This is a genomic window from Aeromicrobium sp. HA (genome assembly GCF_027171405.1).
Classification (GTDB): Bacteria; Actinomycetota; Actinomycetes; order Propionibacteriales; family Nocardioidaceae; genus Aeromicrobium; species Aeromicrobium tamlense.
In genome coordinates this window covers 3,300,567-3,320,445 of record NZ_CP114372.1, presented here as the reverse complement: position 1 = coordinate 3,320,445, position 19,879 = coordinate 3,300,567, and the positions used below count along the sequence as shown (strand labels likewise).

The window sequence follows — 19,879 nt, the reverse complement described above, 5'->3', positions numbered from 1 at the left end:
GACGAGAGCGAAGTTTCCCCGGTTGACCGGGTTCGGCCATCAGCCGACGGCGGTGCGGCCCTCGAACGCGCGCCCGAGGGTGACCTCGTCGGCGTACTCGAGGTCGCCGCCCACGGGCAGGCCGCTGGCGAGCTTGGTGACCTTCAGGCCGATCGGCACGAGCATCCGCATGAGGTACGTGGCCGTGGCCTCGCCCTCGAGGTTCGGGTCGGTGGCGATGATGACCTCGGTGACGGCGCCGTCCTGCAGGCGGCCGAGCAGCTCCTTGATGCGCAGCTGGTCGGGACCGATGCCCGCGATGGGGCTGATCGCGCCGCCCAGCACGTGGTAGCGGCCGCGGAACTCACGGGTGCGCTCGATCGCGATGACGTCCTTGCTCTCCTCGACCACGCACAGCACCGAGTCGTCGCGGCGCGGGTCGGAGCAGATGCGGCACGTGGTGTCGACCGTGACGTTGCCGCAGACCGAGCAGAACAGGACCTTGGTCTTGGCGTCGACGAGGGTCTGCGCGAAGCGCTTGACGTCCTCGGGGTCGGCGTCGAGGAGGTGGAACGCGATCCGCTGGGCGCTCTTCGGGCCGATGCCCGGCAGTCGACCGAGCTCGTCGATGAGGTCCTGGATCACGCTTTCGTACACACCGACAGCGTAGTCGGCCGCGGCCAGCCGAACCGCCTCCGACGAGGCGAGTCCGGCGGCCGCGTGCGCGACTCAGTGCGCGAGCTTGAGACCGACGACGCAGCCGATCAGCCCGCCGATGAGCAGGAACTTGGTGATCGAGATCGGCTCGGTGCCGGTGAACATGGCCCAGCCGACCGTGGCGGCGGCGCCGATGCCCACCCACACGGCGTAGGCGGTGCCGATCGGCAGGTCCCGCATCGCCCACGCGAGGCCGGCCATCGAGATGGCGCAGGCGACGACGAAGACGATCGAGGGGACGAGCTTGCTGAAGCCCTCGCTGCGACCCAGGGCGGTGGCCCACACGGCCTCGAACAGACCCGAGACGACCAGAACGATCCACGACATGACGGACTCCTTCGTGGCCGTCTTGTCGCGCTCCGGGTACGACTCCACTCGTCCGGTGGCCGGGGATCCCGGCTCGGATTCCAGCCTTTCACGTCCGGGGTCGGGGGCCAAATCGGATGCAACGTCGGTGACACCTTCGCGGACTAGCGTCGGTGGTGGAGAGGACGAACCATGACCGACATCCCGCGCACGATGCGCGCCGCCGTCAGCGCCGAGGCCGGCGCCCCCCTGACCATCGACGAGGTGCCGGTGCCGACGCCCGGCCCGGGCCAGGCGCTCGTCCGGCTGATCACCTCGGGCGTCTGCCACACCGACCTGCACGCCGTGAACGGCGACTGGCCGGTGCCGCCGAAGCGCCCGCTCATCCCCGGCCACGAGGGCTTCGGCGAGGTGGTCGCGCTCGGCGAGGGCGTCACGCAGCTCGCGGTCGGCGACCGGGTCGGCAACGCCTGGCTGTGGTCGGCGTGCGGCGCCTGCGAGTACTGCCGCCAGGGCTGGGAGACGCTGTGCGAGCAGCAGCAGAACGGCGGCTACGGCGTCGACGGCTCGTTCGGCGAGTACATGCTCGTGGACGAGCGCTTCGCCGCACGCGTGCCCGACGGGGTCGACGACGTCGAGGTCGCGCCGATCCTGTGCGCGGGCGTCACGGTCTACAAGGGCCTCAAGGTCGCGAACACGCACCCGGGGCAGTGGATGGTCATCAGCGGCATCGGCGGCCTCGGCCACATCGCGGTCCAGTACGCGGTGGCGATGGGCATGCGCGTGATCGGCGTGGACGTCGACGACGCGAAGCTCGAGCTGGCGCGCAAGCACGGCGCCGAGCACGTCGTGAACGCGGCCAAGGACGACCCGGTCGCCTTCGTGCAGGAGACGGTGGGAGGGGCGCACGGCGTCCTGGTCACGGCCGTGCACCGCGAGGCGTTCGGCCAGGCCACCGGCATGACCCGCCGCGGCGGCACGATCGTGTTCGTCGGGCTGCCGCCGGGTGACTTCCCGGCCAACATCTTCGACATCGTGCTGCGCGGGCTGACCGTGCGCGGCTCGATCGTGGGCACCCGTCAGGACATGGTCGAGGCGCTCGAGTTCTTCGCGTCGGGCCGGATCCACCCGACCGTGTCGACGAGGTCGCTGGACGAGATCAACGACATCTTCGACGAGATGGAGCACGGCCGGATCGACGGCCGCGTGGTCATGCGGTACTGAGTCCCAGGAATCGCGCGAGCAGGTCGTGCCCGCGCGCGGTGAGGATGGACTCGGGGTGCACCTGGACGCCCTCGATCGGCAGCTCGCGGTGGCGCAGGCCCATGACGATGCCCGAGCCGGTGCGGGCCGTGACCTCGAGGACCGGCGGGACGTCCTCGACGACGAGCGAGTGGTAGCGCGCGCAGACCAGCGGTGAGGGAAGGCCGGCGAACACGCCCGCCCCGGCGTGGTGGACGAGCGAGGACTTGCCGTGCACCACGCGGTCGGCGCGGACGACGCGCGCGCCGAAGACCTCGCCGATCACCTGGTGGCCGAGGCAGACGCCGAGGACGGGCGTGTGGTCGCCGAACCTGCGGACGACCTCGGCGCTGATGCCGGCGTCGGCGGGGGTGCCGGGCCCGGGCGAGACGATCACATGGGTGAAGTCGCCGGCGAGCAGCTCGTCGACCCTCGCGGCGTCGTGGCGCACGACCTCGGTGCTGCCGCCGAGCTCGCCCACGTACTGCGCGAGGTTGAACACGAACGAGTCGTAGTTGTCGATGAACAGCACCCGCGGCCGTCCGGAGGGGGACGGATCTTTCGACCGTCGGGTCGCTGGGGCGACATCTTGGTACCAAGATCCGTCCCCCCGCAGGGCGTCGGCGAGGCGGGCGGTGAGGGGGCCGGGGGGCCAGGCCCCGATGCCCTCGCACGAGGTGACCGGGACGATGCCGCGCAGCGCGTTGGTGACGAAGACCTCGGTGGCGGCCGCGAGGTCGGCGGTGGTGAGCCGGTGCTGGAATACGGGGATGCCGAGGCCGAGCGCCAGCTCGACCACGCGCGCACGGGTGGTGCCGGGCAGGAGGCGACCGTCGAGGGCGGGCGTGTGGAGGCCGTCGTCGAGGACCGCGAAGACATTGGCGCGCTCGGTCTCCAGAACCGATCCGTCGGCGTCGAGCAGCAGCGGCTCGGCGGCGGCGGGCGCGACCCGCGAGCGGTCGGCCCACTTGTGCTCGCCGAGACCGCCCGGGAGCACCTGCGGCACGAGCGCCCACGCGGCCGGGGCGGCATCGAGCGGTGACGTGGTCATCGAGACCCGGACGTCGTGGCCGCGCGGGACCGCGTCGAGCCGCAGCCGGTGCCGGCCGTGCAGACCCGCGATGCGCTGGTGCACCGCCTCCTCGAGCCCAGCCCGGACGGTGGTGCCGTAGACGGACCGGACGCTGGCGTCGAGCCGCGCGAGGTGGGCGTCGAGGTCGTCGGCGTGCCCGTCCACGACGAGGACGGTCTCGAAGATCCCGCGGGACGCGTCGACGGGGCGACCGAGGTCGCCGACGGGAGTGGTCGCCACCGCCGGCGCGCCCGAGGGAACGGCCTCGAGGTCGAGCCGCCCCCCGATCGCCCGGATCAGCGGCCGCGCCTTGACGAGGCACTCGGCGTACTCGTCGTCGGGGTCGGAGTCGGCCACGATGCCGCCGCCGAGGCCCAGCCAGACCCGCTGACTGCCCTCGGCGTCGCGCGCGAACTCGAACGTGCGGATGACGACGTTGAGCTCCATCCCGGCCGTGGCGCTGACGTGCCCGATCGCGCCCGTGTACGCCTCGCGGCCGGTGGTCTCGAGCTCGGCGATGATCTCCATCGCGCGCACCTTCGGCGCGCCCGTGACCGAGCCGGGCGGGAAGGTGGCGCGCAGCAGGTCGCCGTCGCCGACCTCGGCGGGCAGGTGCCCCACGACGTCGGAGACCAGGTGCCACACGCTGTGCCGCTCGAGCCGGTTGAGCGCCGGGACCCGCACCGATCCGGGCAGCGCCACGCGACCGAGGTCGTTGCGCATGAGGTCGACGATCATGACGTTCTCGGCGCGGTTCTTCGCCGAGGCCTCGAGCTCGCGGGGGTCGGCGGTCAGCGGTGCCGTGCCCTTGATGGGCGAGGTGAGCACCTCGTCGCCGGTGCGGCGCAGGAACAGCTCGGGCGAGAGGCTGGCCAGCGCTCCCTCGGGCGACGAGACGTAGGCCGCGTAGGCGGGGCGCAGCGACTCGACGCCCCTGCAGAACGCGTCGAGCGGGTCGCCCTCGAACGCCGCTTCGAGCCGTGCGCACAGGTTGACCTGGAAGATGTCGCCCGCCTCGATGTGGTCGAGGGCTCGTCGCACGGCCGCGCGGTGCACATCGGGACCGGGCGTCAGCTCGAACGTGCCGGCGGTGAACGGCTGGGCCGGCGCGGGCATCGCGACGGCCTCGAGGAGCGAGTCGACGCGGGCCGGATCGGGCTCACCGAGGGACTCGAGCCACCACGTGCCGCGGACCCGGCGCAGCACGAGGTCGTAGAGGCCGACCCGGTGGTCGGGCTGAGGAATCGGTCGCGACGGGCCGTCGGGGAGCTGCTCCACGTGGCGGCCGAGGCGGTAGCCCCACGCGCCGATCCAGCCACCGCCGAAGCCGTCGTCGTCCTGGCGGGGCAGGTCGACGTCGTCCCACGCCTCCAGCAGGCGTACGGGCTCGCAGGCGATGAGCGCCTCGCCCTGGTGCCACGCGCCGACGAGGGCGACCAGCCGGTCGCGGCCGCGCAGGCGCCGCAGGACCTCGGTGGGCGACGCGTCGAGGTCGAGTCGCCGCCGCACCGGCGGGGCAGGGTCAGCCGTGGGTGGTCTCGTCAATGATCTCGGCTCCGAGGTGCTCGGCCAGCAGTGCCTCGGCGTCCTGCGTGCCGTCGTCGACGACCGGGTCGTCGGGGTCGACGCCCGCGTCGGGATCGAGCCGCTCGATGGGCACGGGACCCTGGCGGAGGGCATCGCGGACCGACTCGGGCACGCGCGACTCCTGCGGCGCGGGCGGGGACGGCGCACTCGCGGCGGGGGCCGGCGCGGTGCCGGTGGGCGTGGCCGAGGGGTCGACGATCGCCTCGATGCGCCACTGCACCGCCATGACGTCGGACAGCGCCTGCTGGACGATCTGGTCGGAGCCGCTCTTGACGAACGAGTCGCGGGCGCCGGTGTTGACCAGCGCGAGGGTGAGGGTGGAGCCGTCGAGCGCCGCCACCTGGGCGTTCTGGCTGAGCATGACCCACGTGAAGCGGCGCAGCTGCTGCACCCGCTCGAGGACCTGCGGCCACATCCGGCGGACGTCGGCCGTGGTCAGCTGACCGGGTGCCGCGGGGGCCGGCTGGGAGATCTCGGGCTCGGGAGCCGAGGGCGGCTGCACCCGGGGCGCCACCGGGGCGGGCTGGGGCGCGGGCTCCGGGGCCGGCTGGGGCGTCGGCGTCTGGGGCTCAGGAGTCCGGGGTTCGGGAGCCTGGGGCTCGGGGGACTGCGGCTCGGGAGCCTGCTGTGCGGGAGTCGGGGACTCGGTCTCCCACGTGGTCTCCGGGACGGCGGCGGACGCGGGTGCCGCAGCGGTCGGGGGCGCCGGGGCGTCGGCGGCCGCAGGAACGGGAGCCGGCGCGGCACCGGAGAGCCGCCGCTCGAGCCGGTCGAGGCGCGCGTGGAAGCCCTCGACGGAGTTGTCGGCGCCAGGCACGAGGATCCGCGCGCACATCAGCTCGAGCATGAGGCGCGGAGCGGTGGCGCCGCGGAACTCGGTGAGCGCCTCGCTGACGAGGTCGGCCGCACGGGTGAGCTCGGTGGGCTCGAAGCCCGCGACCTGGCGCTGCAGCACGGCCGTGCGGTCGGCGGGCGTCTCGAGGAGGCCGTTCTCGACGGCGCTGGGGACGGCCTTGAGGATGACGAGGTCGCGGAATCGCTGGAGCAGGTCCTCGGCGAAGCGGCGGGGGTCCTGGCCGGACTCGATCACCTTGTCGACGACCCCGAACACGGTGGCGGCGTCGTCGGCCGCGAACGCCTCGACCGCCTCGTCGAGCAGCGAGTCGGGCGTGTAGCCCAGCAGCTGGACGGCGAGGTCGTAGGTGATGCCATCGGGACCCGAGCCGGCCAGCAGCTGGTCGAGGACGCTGAGCGAGTCACGGACCGAGCCGCCGCCGGCGCGCACGACGAGCGGCAGCGCGGTGGGCTCGAGGCCGACGTCCTCGCTGCGGCACAGCTGGAGCATGTAGTCGCTGAGCAGCTTCGGCGGGACGAGCCGGAACGGGTAGTGGTGCGTGCGCGAGCGGATCGTGCCGATGACCTTGTCGGGCTCGGTCGTGGCGAAGATGAACTTGAGGTGCGGCGGCGGCTCCTCGACGAGCTTGAGCAGCGCGTTGAAGCCCTGCGGCGAGACCATGTGGGCCTCGTCGATGATGTAGACCTTGTAGCGGCTGCTGACGGGCGCGAAGAACGCGCGCTCGCGCAGGTCGCGGGCGTCGTCGACGCCGCCGTGGCTGGCGGCGTCGATCTCGATGACGTCGATGCTGCCCGGGCCGCCGCGCGCGAGGTCGCGGCAGCTCTGGCACTCGCCGCACGGATCCGCGATGGGCGCGCGCTCGCAGTTCAGCGCGCGCGCCAGGATCCGGGCGCTGGTGGTCTTGCCGCAGCCGCGCGGTCCGCTGAACAGGTAGGCGTGGTTGACCCGGTTGTTCGACAGGGCGTGGCGCAGCGGCTGGGTGACGTGATCCTGGCCGATGACCTCGGCGAACGTCTCGGGCCGATAGCGTCGGTAAAGCGCCAGGGGTGCGTCCACGGAGACCACCCTAGACGCCTGCCCCGACAGCGGTCACCGTCGCCGCACGGCTCACGGGCGAGGGCTCGCGCCGGTTCGTAGCAGCGGCACGAAGGCCGTCAGGTCGTCCGCCACGTGGGCGGCGCCGGCCGCCACCAGCTCCTCGGCCGAGCAGGGCCCGGTGGTCACGGCGAGGCCTCTCACCTCGGCGATCCGCGCCGCGTCCATGTCGTGCACGTGGTCGCCGACGTAGGTGTCGGCGGACTCGCGGACGAGGACCTCGGCCTTCTGCTCGCGCCAGGCGTCGCCCACCACCGCGTCGTGGGGGAGCCCGAGGTGCTCGAGGTGCAGGACGGCGTTCGGTCCGGCCTTCGCGGTGATGACGATGGCGCGGCCGAGCTCGCGCGCGGCGGCGAGCGCCTCGTCCGCGCCGGGCATCGCGAGCACGCGGGGGATCGCGATCTCGGGGTACATCGCGCGGTACCGCGTGAACATCTCGGGCACGGCCTCGGCGGGGAACCAGTGCTCGAGCTCCCACGTGAGCGGCGGCCCGAGCCGCGACACCGCCAGCTCGGCGTCGATCGGCACGCCCGTCTGGCGCGACAGCTCCTCGTAGACCGCGCGGATCCCCGGGCGCGAGTCGATCAGCGTCATGTCCAGGTCGAACCCGATCGTGCGCGTCACGGGATCCAGCGGTCGAGCCACTCGCCGGTGAGCCGGTAGGCCTCGGCGCGCGGGTCGTCGTTCGACAGGTAGACGTCGTGGCGGGCGTTCCGCACCTGCAGCGAGGTGACGTCGCCGCCGAGGCAGCCCGACCACCGCGCGATCTGGCGGACGTCGAGCACGGCGTCGGACGTGTCGGTCTTCTCGTGGTGCTTGAAGCTGAACCACGACCGGTGCGACCGGAGCACGAGCGAGGGCACGCCGACGTCGAGGCCTCGGTGCAGGACCGCGTGGCCGCGCCGGACCGCCGTGAGCCAGCCGTAGGTCACGGGGAACCCGGCGAGCGGCTTCCAGGCGAGGTCGTAGTCCCACAGGCCGCCGTGCTCGCGGTAGAGGCTGACGCCGTAGGCCTCGGCGAGAGGCAGCCGCATGCGGTCCTTGGGGCGGACCTTCGCGAACGCGCGGATCGCCTGCGTGCCGATCGAGCGCATCCACGGCGCGCCCTGCAGGTCGAACCACGGGCTGTTGAGCACCAGGCCGGCGATGCCGCGCCCGCGCGCGCCGCCGGGCTCGAGGTTGAGCCGGTCGAGCCACAGCGGCAGCACGAGGCCGCCCGTGGAGTGCGCCGAGAGCACGATCGGCACGTCGGGCACCTCGGCGCGCACGGTGCGCAGGGTCTCGTCGAGCTCGCGGTCGTACAGCGCGAGGTCCGAGACGTAGTGCGGGGTGTGGCCCCGGCCCAGCGACCGGCCGCACTTGCGCAGGTCGAGGGAGTAGAAGGCGAAGCCGCGGTCGGCGTAGAACTCGGCCAGCTCGGTCTGGAAGAAGTAGTCGCTGAAGCCGTGAACGTAGACCAGTGCGCCGCGCGGCTCGCCCTCGAACCGGCGCCGGACGAGGGTCGCGGTGATCTCGCCCTCGCCGTCGGGATCGGTGCCCAGGTCGATCGTCCGTCGCTCGTACGGGTCGCCCAGGATGTCCTCGGTCCAGCCGGTCATCGGTCCTCCTCGCGCTGCTCGGACCCCCACCCTAGGCCCAGGCGACGGCTCGGTCCGGGGGTACGCGGCATCCTCCCGGGCCATCAGGAAAGGTGGAGTCATGAGCACCTCGGCGCCGGAGACTCTCCGCATCATGGACCTCGCCCTGCGCGCGGGGGAGATGCTGCTGTCCAACGGCGCGGGCACGGCCGACGTGTCGGCGACGATGTCGTCGATCGCCCGCCATCTCGGCCTGCGCGGCACCTACGTCGACGTCACGCACATCATGCTGACGATGGTCCACGACCAGCAGCTCGACGAGCCGCCGCTGATCCTGCGTCGGAACGTGGTCCGGCGCGAGACCGACTTCGAGGACGTCACCGCGATCGACCGCCTCGTGAGCGACCTGCTGAACGACGAGATCGGCCTCGACGAGGCCCGCTCGCGGCTGGCCGCGATCGCCACGAGCGGCCACGCGCGTCCTCGCTGGGTCGTGATCGCGGCGGCGGGCGCGGTCGGCGCGGGCGTCGCCCTCATGCTCGGCGGCGGCGTGCTGGTCACGGCGATCGCGTTCCTGGCCGCCGTCGTGATCGAGGTGGTCCGGCGGCCGCTCGAGGTACGACGGCTCCCCGACTTCTACATCCAGGTGGTGGGCGGACTGTGCGCCTCGCTCATCGCCGTGTCCGCCGCCGCGCTGCAGGTGCCGTCGCCGCCCTCGCTCGTCATCGCCGCCAACATCGTCGTGCTGCTCGCCGGTCTGGGCCTCATGGGCGCGATCCAGGACGCGCTCACCGGCTACCAGCTGACCGCCGTGGCGCGGCTGCTCGAGGTCGTGCTCGCCACGGGCGGCATCGTCGCCGGCGTCTCGGGCGGCCTCATGGTCGGTCGGATGCTCGGCGTCGACCTCGGCTCGGGCACGAGCTGGCCCGACCTGTCGCACCTGCCGTTCGTCACGATCGGCGCGGCCGTCGCGGCCGCCGGCTTCGCGGTGCAGTCGTACGCGCCGTGGACCTCGGTGCCGGTCATCGCGGCGATCGGCGCGGGCGCCGGCGCGTTCTCGTCCGCCATGTTCCAGAACGGGCTCGACCGGCCCTGGGCCGCCGGGATGGCCGCCTTCCTCATCGGTGTCGTCAGCTACCCGGCCTCGCGCGGCCTGCGCATCCCGGCGCTGGTCATGGTGGTGCCCGCGATCGTCCCGCTGCTGCCCGGCCTGACGATCTACCGCTCGCTCGCGCAGCTGGCAGAGGAGAGCCTCTCGGGCATCTTCGCGGGCATCACCGCGATGGCGGTGGCGGTGGCGCTGGCCGCAGGGGTCATCCTCGGTGAGTATGCTGCTCAACCGCTCGGACGCGAGACCAAGCGGCTCGAGCGCCGGCTGTCCGGACCACGTCTGGTGGGCCCCTTCCGAGCCAAGTCGAAGCGGAAGTGACTCACTGGTGTCAACGGCAGTTGCACAGTATTCTCGATGCTAAGCAAGCGCTTAGTGCGAAGGGGCACTTCATGAGACTTCAGTTGTCAGCCGAGGACCAGGCATTCCGCGAGGAGATGCGTGAGTTCTTCACCACCCAGGTTCCGCAGGACATCCGCGACGCCGTGATCAACCGCGGCGAGCTCACGCGCGACCAGATCGTGCGCTCGCAGCAGGCGCTCAACGCCGGCGGACTGGCCGTTCCCGGGTGGCCCGTCGAGTGGGGCGGCAAGGACTGGACCCAGCTCCAGCGCCACATCTGGCACGAGGAGATGCAGCTGGCCGGCGTCATGCCGCCGCTGGCTTTCAACGCCTCGATGGTCGGCCCGGTCATCGCGACCTTCGGCTCGCAGGAGCTCAAGGAGCGCTTCCTGCCCGCCACCGCCAACCTCGACATCTGGTGGAGCCAGGGCTTCTCCGAGCCCGACGCCGGCTCCGACCTCGCCGGCCTGCGCACCACCGCCGTGCGCGACGGTGACGAGTACGTCGTCAACGGCCAGAAGACGTGGACCACGCTCGGCCAGTACGGCGACTGGATCTTCACCCTGGTTCGCACCGATCCCGATGCGCCCAAGAAGCAGATGGGCATCAGCTTCCTGCTGATCGACATGAAGTCCGAGGGCCTCACGGTCCGCCCGATCGAGCTGATCGACGGCGGCCACGAGGTCAACGAGGTCTTCTTCGACAACGTGCGCGTCCCCGCCGAGAACCTCGTCGGCGAGGAGAACAAGGGCTGGACGTACGCCAAGTTCCTCCTCGGCAACGAGCGCGTCGGCATCGCCCGCGTCGGCGACAGCCAGCTGCACCTGGCCTCGGCCAAGAAGAAGGCCAAGGAGCAGGGCGTCTTCGACCAGTACGCGTCGCGGATCGCCGACATCGAGAACCAGCTCACCGCGCTCGAGCTCACCGCCCTGCGCGTGGCCGCCGGCTCCTCCGGCGACAAGCCGCACCCGGCCTCGAGCGTGCTCAAGATCAAGGGCTCGCAGCTGACGCAGGCCGTCTCGGACCTGCTCGTCGACCTCGAGGGTCCCGCGGCCATCACCAGCCGCGACACCCGCGTCTTCCTCAACAACCGCAAGGTGTCGATCTACGGCGGATCCAACGAGATCCAGCGCCAGATCATCGCCGGCACGATCCTGGGACTGTGACATGGACTTCACCATCGATTCGGAGCAGAAGGCTCTCGTCAAGGCCGTCCGTGGCCTGATCACCAACGTCTACGAGTCCTCCGAGGCCCGTCGTGAGGTCACCAAGACCGAGCCCGGCTTCGCCGCGTGGGACAAGCTCGCCGAGATGGGCGTGCTGAGCCTGCCGTTCGAGGCCTCGCCCGTCGAGGTCTCGCTGGCCGCCGAGGAGCTCGGCAAGGTCATCGCCCCCGACCCGTTCGTCGAGGCGATCGTGCTGGCCGGCGGCCTCATCGAGGCGCTCGGCACCGACGAGCAGAAGAAGCAGTACGTCGACGCCATCGCCGGCGGCGAGGTCCTGCCGATCCTGGCGTGGCTCGAGCCCGGCAAGCGCTGGTCGACGCAGGCGTCGGTCACGTTCGCCGACGGCAAGCTCAACGGCGTGAAGGCCCCTGTGGTCCAGGCCGAGCGTGCCGACCTGCTGCTGGTCACGGCCGCGCTGCCCGAGGGCGGCACCGGCGTGTTCCTCGTCGAGGGCGCCACGGCGGTCGAGACGGCCGTCACCAACGACGACAGCCGCGCCGCCACCGTCACGTTCGGCGACACCCCCGCGGTGCAGCTGGGCGAGGGTGGCGACCAGACCGCCGCGCTCGAGGTCGCCCTCGACCGCGCCCGCATCGCCTACGCCCACGAGGCGCTCGGTGCGATGGAGACGGCACTGACCACCACGGTCGGCTACCTCAAGACGCGCAAGCAGTTCGGCGTCACGCTCAACACGTTCCAGGCGCTCAACCACCGCGCCGCGGACATGTACGTCGCGCTCGAGCTGGCCCGCAGCACGATCACGTGGGCCACGATCGTGGCGGCCGACGAGGACACCACGCCCGAGCAGCTGGCCACGGCCGCCTCGCACGCGGCGCTGCAGGTCAGCGTGGCCGGTCGCCACATCGGCCTCGACGCGATCCAGCTGCACGGCGGCATCGGCATGACCGCCGAGTACTCGGTCGGCCACTACGCCAGCCGCCTGCTCGCGATCGAGCACCTGATCGGCGACGGCGAGTTCCACCGGGCGCGCCTGGCCGCCACGGTCGGCGACCACGACGTCTTCGACCCGATCGGCTGATCCAGCCTTTCAACGACGAGACCCGCCGAGCGCTGCTCGGCGGGTCTCGTCGTCTGCGTGGTCGCCGCTCCACAAGTGGAGCGGGGGCGGGGCCACCCCGCGGCTCAGGGCACGCGGTGGGTCCACTCGCGCGTCGAGAACTTCTCGTCGACGAGGCGCTTGGCCTCGCTGAGCTCGGCCTCGGTGTACTCCGAGTCGCGCGTGGCGTACCGGCGGCGGAACGTCTCGAGGAAGCTGTCGAGGATCGCCTCGCGCGTGAGGCCGGTCTGCGAGCGCATCGGGTCGACGCGCTTGTTGGCCGAGCGGGTCCCCTTGTCGCTCATCTTCTCGCGACCGATGCGCAGCACCTCGGTCATCTTGTCGGCGTCGATGTCGTAGGCCATCGTCACGTGGTGCAGCACCGAGCCGCCGGCGAAGCGCTTCTGGGCGGCGCCGCCGATCTTGCCCGCCTCGCTGGCGATGTCGTTGAGCGGCACGAACCGCGCGTTCACGCCGACCTCGGCGAGCGCCTCGATCACCCAGTCGTCGAGGAACGAGTAGGAGCGCTCGAAGCTCAGCCCCTCGACCAGTGAGCCGGGGACGACGAGCGAGTAGGTGATGCAGTTGCCCGGCTCCATGAACATCGCCCCGCCGCCGGAGACGCGTCGCACGACGTCGATGCCGTGCTTCGCGGCGCCCTCGGCGTCGATCTCGTTGACGTAGCTCTGGAAGGAGCCGATCACGACGAGCGGGCTGTCCCAGTCCCAGATGCGGAACGTGGGCGGGCGAGTGCCGTCGGCGACCTCACGGCCGATGATCTCGTCGAGGGCGACGTGCATCGCCGGGTCCATCGTGACGGGACCGATCACGTCGAAGGTGTGGTCATGCCAGCCGGTGGCCTTGCCGAGCGCCCGGCGGACGGCGATGCCGACGGCCTCGGGCGTGAAGCCGATGAAGGCGGTCTCGGGGCCGACGGCCCCGGTGATGGAGGAGGTGAGCTGGTCGACGGACGCGTCGACCGAGAGGCCGGTCAGCGCCGCGTTGACGTCGAGGAGGGCCTCCTCGGGCTCGAGGAAGAAGTCCCCCGAGACGCTCACGTCGACGAGCCGGTCGTTCTGGACTTCGAGGTCGACCGCGACGAGCTTGCCGCCCGGGACCTTGTATTCACCGCGCATGTCCGGTTCAACACCCCCTGGCGACAGATGCTTCCGCCAGCTGAACCGGACGTGCGAGGCGGGTGACTCAGCGAGCCGGTGGCAGGTCGTCGCGACGGGTGTCGCGAACGGCGTGGTCGCGGCGGCTGTTGACGATCAGGCTGAGCACGATGCCCAGGGCACCGGCCGCCATGCAGATGTAGCCGACCATGGTCAGGTCGATGCCGTTGATGGCATCGGTCACCGCGAACGCAAGGATCGCGCCGATGGCGATCAGGGCGATGGATCCACCGAAGTACATGTCAGGTCCCTTTCCCTCGATGACGGCCGGAGCGGGTGCGCCGACCGTTTCGGTCTGGAAAACGGTGGCACGGATCGTGGGTGTCCGCATTCTGAGCAGGCGAGAGGGTCCGGGAACCAGCGAAGCCGGCCCTCGGGATCTCGGTGAGATTCCCTGAGCCGGCTTCGAGTGGCGGAGGATAGGGGATTCGAACCCCTGAGAGCTTTCACTCAACCCGCTTTCCAAGCGAGCGCACTAGGCCACTATGCGAATCCTCCGCCGAGGAGTCTACGTGGACCCGGCCGCGAGCGGCGAATCGGGCCGGGACCGGCGGATCTCAGCCTTCCGTCTGGCCCGTGCAGGCGTCAGTGGTGAAGTCCGCAGCGCTCGTCTCCAGTCCCAGCGACTCGGCCCGCTGACGGCCCAGGTTCCACTCCAGCCACGACGCCGAATCGTGCCGATCGCCCGACAGGGCGCAGGTCTGGTCCGCCTCGGACAGGCGCGACTCCATCGTGGGCACGGCGTCGTCCGAGAGCTGTGACAGGAAGTACCAGTCGACCTTGCCGGTGGTCTCGTAGCGGTCGAGGTTGTGGTCGGCGATCCAGGCGTCCGGGTTGATCGCGGCGATGCCCAGCAGCAGCACCGCGCCGCTGATCAGGCCGATCCGCGGCAGCCAGGTGCCGCGCAGTCGCCAGCCGGCGGCGATCGTGGCGAGCACCAGCAGGCCGAGCCAGCCCTCGAAGACGTCGACCAGCAGTCGCAGCTGGGTGAAGCCGTAGGCCTCCTGGTAGAGCGCCATCCGGTTGAGCGCCGACGCCACCACGAGCAGCGTCATGACGCACAACAGGCCGAGCGCGACGCGCAGCCACGTCCGGTCCGCGACGGTCTCGCGGGAGGCCTTGCGGGACGCGGCCCAGACCACGAACAGCGTCAGCGCCGTGGCGACCGTCAGCTGGCCGAAGCCTTGGTGCACGTACTCCGCGTAGGTCAGCCCGGTCGTGCGCTCGAAGTAGTCGCGCCCGCCGAAGATGGCCGCGGCCTGGGCCACGAGGAAGGCGACGAACACCGCGTCCACGACCAGCACGGGCACGAGCCACTCGAACCGCTTCGCGACCGGAGAGGACTCCCAGCGCACCGTGTCGACCTCCGGCGGGTTGAGCGCCAGGTACGTGCCCGCCAGCGCGATGCCGCCGACGGCGATGGCGACGAACACCTGGACCGCGAAGTCGGCGGAGCCGAAGTCGGGCACGAGCCCGCTGAACCACTCGGCGAACAGCGCGTCGGCCGACATGAACAGGAAGGCGAAGATCGTCAGGCCGAGGACCGACCACAGGACGGTGCGCACCACGGCGATGCCGTGACCGGTGCCCGTGAGCATCCGCATCGTGCGGCCGAGCCACGGGATGCCGCGCAGGCCCGCGAGCGGCCACGAGATCGCCGAGATCACGAAGCCCGGCACGTTCCTCGCGTCCGTGAGCGCCATGGTGGCGATCGCACCGCCGGCCATGAGGCACAGGATCACGATCCACTCGGCGTCGCGGATCAGCGCCGTGGAGGCCAGGAGGGTGCACAGGACGGCGCACGCGATGGTGAACGGCCGGCGCCGGCGCGGGCTGGCCGCGAACAGCAGCAGGCCCGCCGCCATCAGCACGAGGAACGTGCCGAGGCCGAGGTCGTGGAACGGCAGCGCGATGCCGGCGAGCACGCCGACCCCGACCGCCCAGGCGAGCAGGCGCGGTCGTCCGGGCTCGCCCCGGTCGGGCCACAGGCCGCCGAACAGCGAGTCCGTCATGGACGGGAGCGGCGGCGGGGTCGCCGAGGGCGGGGTCGGTGCGGAGGTGTCGGGCACGGGGATCTCCTTCGGTGCGGCCACGGGGGCGCGGTCACGGGTCGGGGGCGCGGCGAGCGGCAGGACGGCGTGGACGCGCGCGCCGGCGTGGCCGGGCTCGGGGTCGACGAAGCGGATCGTCCCGCCGTGCAGGTCGGTCACCCAGCGGGCGATGGCCAGGCCCAGGCCCGTGCCGCCACCGCCCTCGGTCTCGGCGAGGGTGCCGAAGCGCTCGAATGCGCGGGCGCGAGAGTCCGGCGCGACGCCGGGACCCTCGTCGGCCACCTCGAGCAGCCAGCCGGCGTCGACGAGCCGCGCCCGGATCGACACCGTCCCGCCCGCCGGCGAGTGCCGGGTCGCGTTGTCGACGAGGTTCGCCACGAGCTGGCGCAGCCGGGCCGGGTCGGCCTCGACCTCGAGGTCCGGGGGCTCGACGGCCACCGTGACCTCGACGTCGCGGTCGCCGTACTGGAACTCGTCGGCCGCCGACACGAGCAGCTCGCGCACGACGACCGGCTCCACGTGCAGCGGCACCGCGCCGGCGTCCACGCGGGAGAGGTCCAACAGGTCCGCGACGAGGGCCGAGAGTCGCTCGGCCTGCGCCAGCGCGCTGCGCAGGGTCGCCGGGTCGGGCTCGCTCACGCCGTCAGCGAGATTCTCCAGCAGCGCGCACATGGCGGTCAGCGGCGTGCGCAGCTCGTGGCTCACGTTCGCGATGAGGTCGCGCCGCTGGCGGTCGACCTGCTCGAGGTCGGCGGCCATGCGGTTGAAGGCGCGGGCCAGCTCGCCGATCTCGTCACGCGAGGTCTCGGTGATGCGGGTGCTGTGGTCGCCGCGCGCCATCCGCGCCGCCGCCGCCGTCATCTGGCGCAGTGGCGAGGTCATGCCGGACGCCAGCAGCTGGGTCACCGCGAGGGCCAGCGCGATCGTCACGGGGATGCTCAGCCAGATCGGCACGCCACCGGCAGCGCCCACCGTGGCCACGATCGAGGCCACCAGGACGCTCGCCGCGACCAGCAGGCCGAGCTTGACCTTCACCGACCCGATCGGGTCCAGCGGCCGCGTCATGACGACACCTCGAGCGCGTAGCCGACACCGTGCACCGTGCGGATCCGGTCGGCGCCGATCTTGGCGCGCAGGCCCTTCACGTGGCTGTCCACGGTGCGGGTGCCGGAGGCCTCGGCCCACCCCCACACCTCGGCCAGCAGCCGCTCGCGTGAGAGCACGTCGCCGGGCGCGGCGGCCAGGCACACCAGGAGGTCGAACTCGGTCGGCGTCAGGTGGATCTCCTCGTCCGCAACCCACACCCGGCGGGCGCCGACGTCGAGCCGCAGGTCACCCCACTCGCGTACCGAGCCCTGTGCGGACGCGGCCAGCTCGGCCGCTCGGTCGACGCGCCGCAGCAGCGCGGACACCCGCGCCACCAACTCGCGCATGCGGAACGGCTTGGTGAGGTAGTCGTCGGCGCCGACCGCGAGGCCCACGAGGACGTCGGCCTCGTCGTCCCGCGCGGTCAGCATGAGGACCGGGACGGGCCGCACGGCCTGGATGCGCCGGCACACCTCGTGGCCGTCGAACCCCGGCAGCATCACGTCCAGCACGACGAGGTCCGGGTCGTGCTGCTCGAACGCTGCGACCGCGCCGGGCCCGTCCCAGGCCCGCACGACCTCGTGGCCGTGGGCGGTCAGCCGGTCGGTCACGGCGGTCCCGATGGTGGGCTCGTCCTCGACGAGGAGGATGCGGCGAGCAGTCGTCATGCCCCCAACCTAGGAGCCCGGGTCGCCGGATCGTGGGGACGAATCGTGAAGATCCTGTGCAGATCGCCCCGGCGAGTTCGGCCGCCCGGTTCGGGCGGTCACGCCGCGGCTCGTATAGTGGTGACCAGCCCCTCGCGTGGCGGCACATCACCCAACTCCCCCAGGGCAGGAATGCAGCAAGGGTCAGTGGTCCCTGCCGGGTACGCGAGGGGTCCTTGCGTTCCTAGGGGTGCACGCGCGCCGCGCGCATGATGCCGCGACTGGCGCCCTTCACGTAGCCCGACGACGGCCTCGCCCCGTACTCCACCGTGATCGCCGTGCCGTGCTTCGCGAGGTAGCGGTTGTACCAGCCGGTGAGCGTGGGCGAGGTGCCCTTGCCCTGCGCGACGCCGAAGTGCTTGCGCTTGAGCTTGAGCTCCTTCGCGAGCCGCTTCTCGAAGGCCGCGTCCTTGCCCGACTTGCCCACGCCGTGCAGCGGCTGGTGCAGCGAGACGATGTAGTCGGGCCGCTGATTCTTGAGGAACTTCATCATCGTGCGCGTCTCGCGCTCGCTGGCCTTCTTCGGTCCGCCGTAGGTGCGCGAGCCCTTGGTGCCGCGGATCCAGCCGCTCGTGGGCCAGTTGCGGTTGAGGTCGACCCCGCGCGCGTTGGTGCGCGTCTTGCGGGCGGCGCCGTCGGGGTTCATCGTCGGGATGATCCACAGGCCCGTGCCCGCCTTCGGCCTGACGCGCTTGACGGCGTGCTGGGCGGTCTTGCGTCCGGCCGGCTCGTCACCGTGCATCTGCCCGAGGATCAGCAGGACCCTCGTCGGCTTCTTCGCGCCGCGGTAGAACGCCACGATGCTGCGGCCCTGGTGGCTCGTGCCGATGACGACCTTGCGCGTCGTGTAGTCCGAGTCCGCCGCCTGCGCCGGCACGCTGACGAGCGCCGGGGCGACGAGCCCCACCGACAGGACGACTCCCGCTGCTGCCTTCACTGCCCCCGACATGTGATCACCGCTTCTTCTTGAAGATCGCCTTGATGAGCTCGCGGGCGGCGGTGCGACTCGCCTCCCCGATCGCCCGGTCCATGGGCGACATCCGGTTCGAGCCGCGGCTGCGGCTCTTCGCGCGCGAGCCCGTCGGGCGCTCGCGGGCGAGGTCCTTCTCGAGCCTCTCGGCCTCCTCGGCCGCGCGCTGGCGCTCGGCCTCGGCGCTGGCGGCCTCCGTTGCGGCGCGGGTGCGCTCGGCCATCGTCTCGGCCGCGCCGCCGGTGGAGGCGAGGGCCGCGTACTTGGCGGCGAGGGGAGAGGCGGCCACGGCGGCGGTCATCGCGGCGGCGTTGGTGGGCTCCATCGACCCCTGAGGGGCACGGACGCGCGTCCACGCGACGGGTGACGGCGCGCCCTTCTCGTTCATGACGGTCACGATGGCCTCGCCCGTGGCCAGCTGGGTCAGGACCTCCTCGAGGTCGTAGCCCGAGTGCGGGTAGGTCGAGACGGTCGCCTTGAGCGCCTTCGCGTCCTGTGGCGTGTGGGCGCGCAGCTGGTGCTGGACGCGCGAGCCGAGCTGGGCCAGCACGTCGTCGGGCACGTCCTTCGGCGTCTGGGTGACGAAGAAGATGCCGACGCCCTTCGACCGGATGAGCCGCACCGTCTGCACGACGATCTCCAGGAAGTCCTTCGACGCGCCCTTGAACAGCAGGTGGGCCTCGTCGAAGAAGAAGACGAGCTTCGGCCGGTCGGTGTCGCCGACCTCGGGCAGCGTCGAGAAGAGCTCGCGCAGCAGGTACATGAGGAACGTCGAGAACAGCTGCGGCTGGTCCTGCACGCCCGGGACCTCGAGCAGCGAGACGATGCCGCGGCCGTCGGCGTCGGTGCGCAGCACGTCGGTGACCTCGAACGCGGGCTCGCCGAAGAACACGTCGGCGCCCGAATCCGCGAACGTGACCAGCTCGCGCAGGATGACGCCGACCGTGGCGCTCGACAGGCCACCGATCGCCTTGAGCTCGGGCTTGCCCTCGGCGCTGTCGAGGAACGCCACGACGGCACGCAGGTCCTCCAGGGTGACGAGGCGGAGCCCGGCCTTGCGGGCGTAGTGGAAGACCAGCGAGAGCGAGGACTCCTGCGTGGTGTTGAGGTCGAGGACCTTCGAGAGCAGGATCGGCCCGAAGGCCTCGACCGTGGCGCGGATCGGCACGCCGGTGCCCTTCGCGCCGAGAGCGTAGAACTCCGTCGGGAAGGCCGTGGCCTGCCAGTCCTGGCCGATGCTCGCGGTGCGGGCGAGCAGCTTCTCGTTCGAGGCGCCGGGGGTCGCGATACCCGAGAGGTCGCCCTTGATGTCCGCCGCGAAGACCGGGACGCCGCCCGCCGAGACCTGCTCGGCCAGCACCTGCAGGGTCTTCGTCTTGCCGGTGCCCGTGGCGCCCGCGACGAGGCCGTGGCGGTTGAGCATGCCGAACGGGATGCGCACGGGGACGTCGGAGCGCGGCTCACCGGCCTCCACGAGCGCGCCGATCTCCAGCGCCGGGCCCTCGAACGCGTAGCCGGCGCGGATCTGCGCCACCTGCTCAGAGTCCTCGGACGAAGCCTCGGGCGCGGGAGCCTCCGCCCGATCGGACGCCCTCGCCTGCGCGGCCGCGGCCGCGGCGGCCAGCTCGTCGGCGCGGCGCTGGGCCTCCTCTGCGGCGGCCTGCGCCTCTGCGGCGGCTCGGGCGGCCGCGGCGACCTCGTCGGCGGAGGGATCGGTCTCGGTCAT

Annotated in this window: 16 protein-coding genes, 1 tRNA gene, 1 other RNA gene and 1 riboswitch; of the genes, 5 read left to right on the top strand and 13 right to left on the bottom strand. The window is 72.0% G+C overall.

The window, feature by feature from the left end:
- Positions 1–39 precede the first annotated feature (39 nt).
- A complete protein-coding gene (gene recR / locus O3S82_RS16435) occupies positions 40–636 on the bottom strand; it encodes a recombination mediator RecR (RefSeq protein WP_179427562.1) in 597 nt (198 codons plus the stop codon).
- A 72-nt stretch (positions 637–708) separates the two neighbouring features.
- Positions 709–1,023 carry a DMT family transporter gene (locus O3S82_RS16430; protein WP_269304287.1) on the bottom strand — a complete coding sequence of 105 codons (315 nt, stop codon included), beginning with the start codon at positions 1,021–1,023 and terminating at the stop codon, positions 709–711.
- Positions 1,024–1,033: 10 nt separating this feature from the next.
- A riboswitch (guanidine-III (ykkC-III) riboswitch) is annotated at positions 1,034–1,101 on the bottom strand.
- A 93-nt stretch (positions 1,102–1,194) separates the two neighbouring features.
- Here O3S82_RS16430 and adhP point away from each other — a divergent pair.
- Positions 1,195–2,226 carry an alcohol dehydrogenase AdhP gene (gene adhP, locus O3S82_RS16425; protein ID WP_269304285.1) on the top strand — a complete coding sequence of 344 codons (1,032 nt, stop codon included), beginning with the start codon at positions 1,195–1,197 and terminating at the stop codon, positions 2,224–2,226.
- Here the strand turns inward: adhP and O3S82_RS16420 are convergent.
- Genes O3S82_RS16420 through O3S82_RS16405 form a run of 4 tightly spaced genes read right to left on the bottom strand, consistent with a single transcriptional unit; the run spans position 2,213 to position 8,452 of the window.
- Positions 2,213–4,825 carry an aminodeoxychorismate synthase component I gene (locus tag O3S82_RS16420; protein ID WP_269304283.1) on the bottom strand — a complete coding sequence of 871 codons (2,613 nt, stop codon included), beginning with the start codon at positions 4,823–4,825 and terminating at the stop codon, positions 2,213–2,215. The two genes, adhP and O3S82_RS16420, sit on opposite strands and share 14 nt — an antisense overlap.
- Before the next feature lie 13 nt (positions 4,826–4,838).
- Positions 4,839–6,815: a DNA polymerase III subunit gamma and tau gene (locus O3S82_RS16415; RefSeq protein ID WP_269304281.1), complete on the bottom strand. Its 1,977-nt coding sequence runs from the start codon at positions 6,813–6,815 to the stop codon at positions 4,839–4,841.
- A gap of 51 nt (positions 6,816–6,866) precedes the next feature.
- Complete coding sequence (locus tag O3S82_RS16410; protein ID WP_269304279.1) at positions 6,867–7,478, bottom strand: HAD family hydrolase; 612 nt, start codon at positions 7,476–7,478, stop codon at positions 6,867–6,869.
- Positions 7,475–8,452: an alpha/beta hydrolase gene (locus O3S82_RS16405; protein WP_269304277.1), complete on the bottom strand. Its 978-nt coding sequence runs from the start codon at positions 8,450–8,452 to the stop codon at positions 7,475–7,477. The genes O3S82_RS16410 and O3S82_RS16405 overlap by 4 nt, the downstream gene beginning before the upstream one ends.
- A 100-nt stretch (positions 8,453–8,552) precedes the next feature.
- Between O3S82_RS16405 and O3S82_RS16400 the strand changes: the two genes are divergently transcribed.
- From O3S82_RS16400 to O3S82_RS16390, 3 genes are all read left to right on the top strand, one after another.
- Positions 8,553–9,860, top strand: coding sequence for a threonine/serine ThrE exporter family protein (locus O3S82_RS16400; RefSeq protein WP_269304275.1), 1,308 nt, complete (start codon positions 8,553–8,555; stop codon positions 9,858–9,860).
- A 71-nt stretch (positions 9,861–9,931) separates the two neighbouring features.
- Entirely contained in the window at positions 9,932–11,047 is a 1,116-nt protein-coding gene (locus tag O3S82_RS16395; RefSeq protein ID WP_269304273.1) for an acyl-CoA dehydrogenase family protein, read from the top strand.
- Position 11,048: 1 nt separating this feature from the next.
- Positions 11,049–12,146 (top strand): acyl-CoA dehydrogenase family protein, encoded by a 1,098-nt coding sequence (locus tag O3S82_RS16390; RefSeq protein WP_269304271.1) that lies wholly within the window; start codon positions 11,049–11,051, stop codon positions 12,144–12,146.
- A gap of 104 nt (positions 12,147–12,250) precedes the next feature.
- Here the strand turns inward: O3S82_RS16390 and O3S82_RS16385 are convergent, their stop codons facing one another.
- The 5 genes from O3S82_RS16385 to O3S82_RS16365 all read right to left on the bottom strand — a co-directional run bounded on the left by O3S82_RS16385 (position 12,251) and on the right by O3S82_RS16365 (position 17,144).
- The gene (locus tag O3S82_RS16385; RefSeq protein WP_269304269.1) at positions 12,251–13,300 is read right to left on the bottom strand and encodes a lipoate--protein ligase family protein; all 1,050 of its coding nucleotides are present in this window, start codon (positions 13,298–13,300) and stop codon (positions 12,251–12,253) included.
- Between the two features lie 67 nt (positions 13,301–13,367).
- On the bottom strand, positions 13,368–13,670 hold the full coding sequence (locus O3S82_RS16380) for a DUF6458 family protein (RefSeq protein WP_269304267.1): 303 nt from the start codon (positions 13,668–13,670) through the stop codon (positions 13,368–13,370).
- Between the two features lie 79 nt (positions 13,671–13,749).
- Positions 13,750–13,837: transfer RNA gene (locus O3S82_RS16375), tRNA-Ser, on the bottom strand.
- A 59-nt stretch (positions 13,838–13,896) separates the two neighbouring features.
- Positions 13,897–16,455 (bottom strand): DUF4153 domain-containing protein, encoded by a 2,559-nt coding sequence (locus O3S82_RS16370; RefSeq protein WP_269304264.1) that lies wholly within the window; start codon positions 16,453–16,455, stop codon positions 13,897–13,899.
- On the bottom strand, positions 16,452–17,144 hold the full coding sequence (locus O3S82_RS16365) for a response regulator transcription factor (RefSeq protein ID WP_269304262.1): 693 nt from the start codon (positions 17,142–17,144) through the stop codon (positions 16,452–16,454). Before O3S82_RS16365 ends, O3S82_RS16370 begins: the two co-directional genes overlap by 4 nt.
- A gap of 126 nt (positions 17,145–17,270) precedes the next feature.
- Between O3S82_RS16365 and ffs the strand changes: the two genes are divergently transcribed.
- An RNA gene (gene ffs / locus O3S82_RS16360) (signal recognition particle sRNA small type) lies at positions 17,271–17,361 on the top strand.
- Positions 17,362–17,367: 6 nt separating this feature from the next.
- Here ffs and O3S82_RS16355 read toward each other — a convergent pair.
- A complete protein-coding gene (locus O3S82_RS16355; protein WP_269304261.1) occupies positions 17,368–18,132 on the bottom strand; it encodes a M14 family zinc carboxypeptidase in 765 nt (254 codons plus the stop codon).
- A 4-nt stretch (positions 18,133–18,136) separates the two neighbouring features.
- The gene (locus tag O3S82_RS16350) at positions 18,137–19,879 is read right to left on the bottom strand and encodes a helicase HerA-like domain-containing protein (protein ID WP_269304260.1); all 1,743 of its coding nucleotides are present in this window, start codon (positions 19,877–19,879) and stop codon (positions 18,137–18,139) included.

Bases quoted from the DNA above. Each gene is read 5' to 3' on its own strand.
- O3S82_RS16430 (WP_269304287.1), bottom strand. From the start codon at position 1,023: ATGTCGTGGATCGTTCTGGTCGTCTCGGGTCTGTTCGAGGCCGTGTGG.
- adhP (WP_269304285.1), top strand. From the start codon at position 1,195: ATGACCGACATCCCGCGCACGATGCGCGCCGCCGTCAGCGCCGAGGCC.
- O3S82_RS16405 (WP_269304277.1), bottom strand. From the start codon at position 8,452: ATGACCGGCTGGACCGAGGACATCCTGGGCGACCCGTACGAGCGACGG.
- O3S82_RS16400 (WP_269304275.1), top strand. From the start codon at position 8,553: ATGAGCACCTCGGCGCCGGAGACTCTCCGCATCATGGACCTCGCCCTG.
- O3S82_RS16395 (WP_269304273.1), top strand. From the start codon at position 9,932: ATGAGACTTCAGTTGTCAGCCGAGGACCAGGCATTCCGCGAGGAGATG.
- O3S82_RS16390 (WP_269304271.1), top strand. From the start codon at position 11,049: ATGGACTTCACCATCGATTCGGAGCAGAAGGCTCTCGTCAAGGCCGTC.
- O3S82_RS16385 (WP_269304269.1), bottom strand. From the start codon at position 13,300: ATGCGCGGTGAATACAAGGTCCCGGGCGGCAAGCTCGTCGCGGTCGAC.
- O3S82_RS16380 (WP_269304267.1), bottom strand. From the start codon at position 13,670: ATGCGGACACCCACGATCCGTGCCACCGTTTTCCAGACCGAAACGGTC.
- O3S82_RS16370 (WP_269304264.1), bottom strand. From the start codon at position 16,455: ATGACGCGGCCGCTGGACCCGATCGGGTCGGTGAAGGTCAAGCTCGGC.
- O3S82_RS16365 (WP_269304262.1), bottom strand. From the start codon at position 17,144: ATGACGACTGCTCGCCGCATCCTCCTCGTCGAGGACGAGCCCACCATC.
- O3S82_RS16355 (WP_269304261.1), bottom strand. From the start codon at position 18,132: ATGTCGGGGGCAGTGAAGGCAGCAGCGGGAGTCGTCCTGTCGGTGGGG.
- O3S82_RS16350 (WP_269304260.1), bottom strand. From the start codon at position 19,879: ATGACCGAGACCGATCCCTCCGCCGACGAGGTCGCCGCGGCCGCCCGA.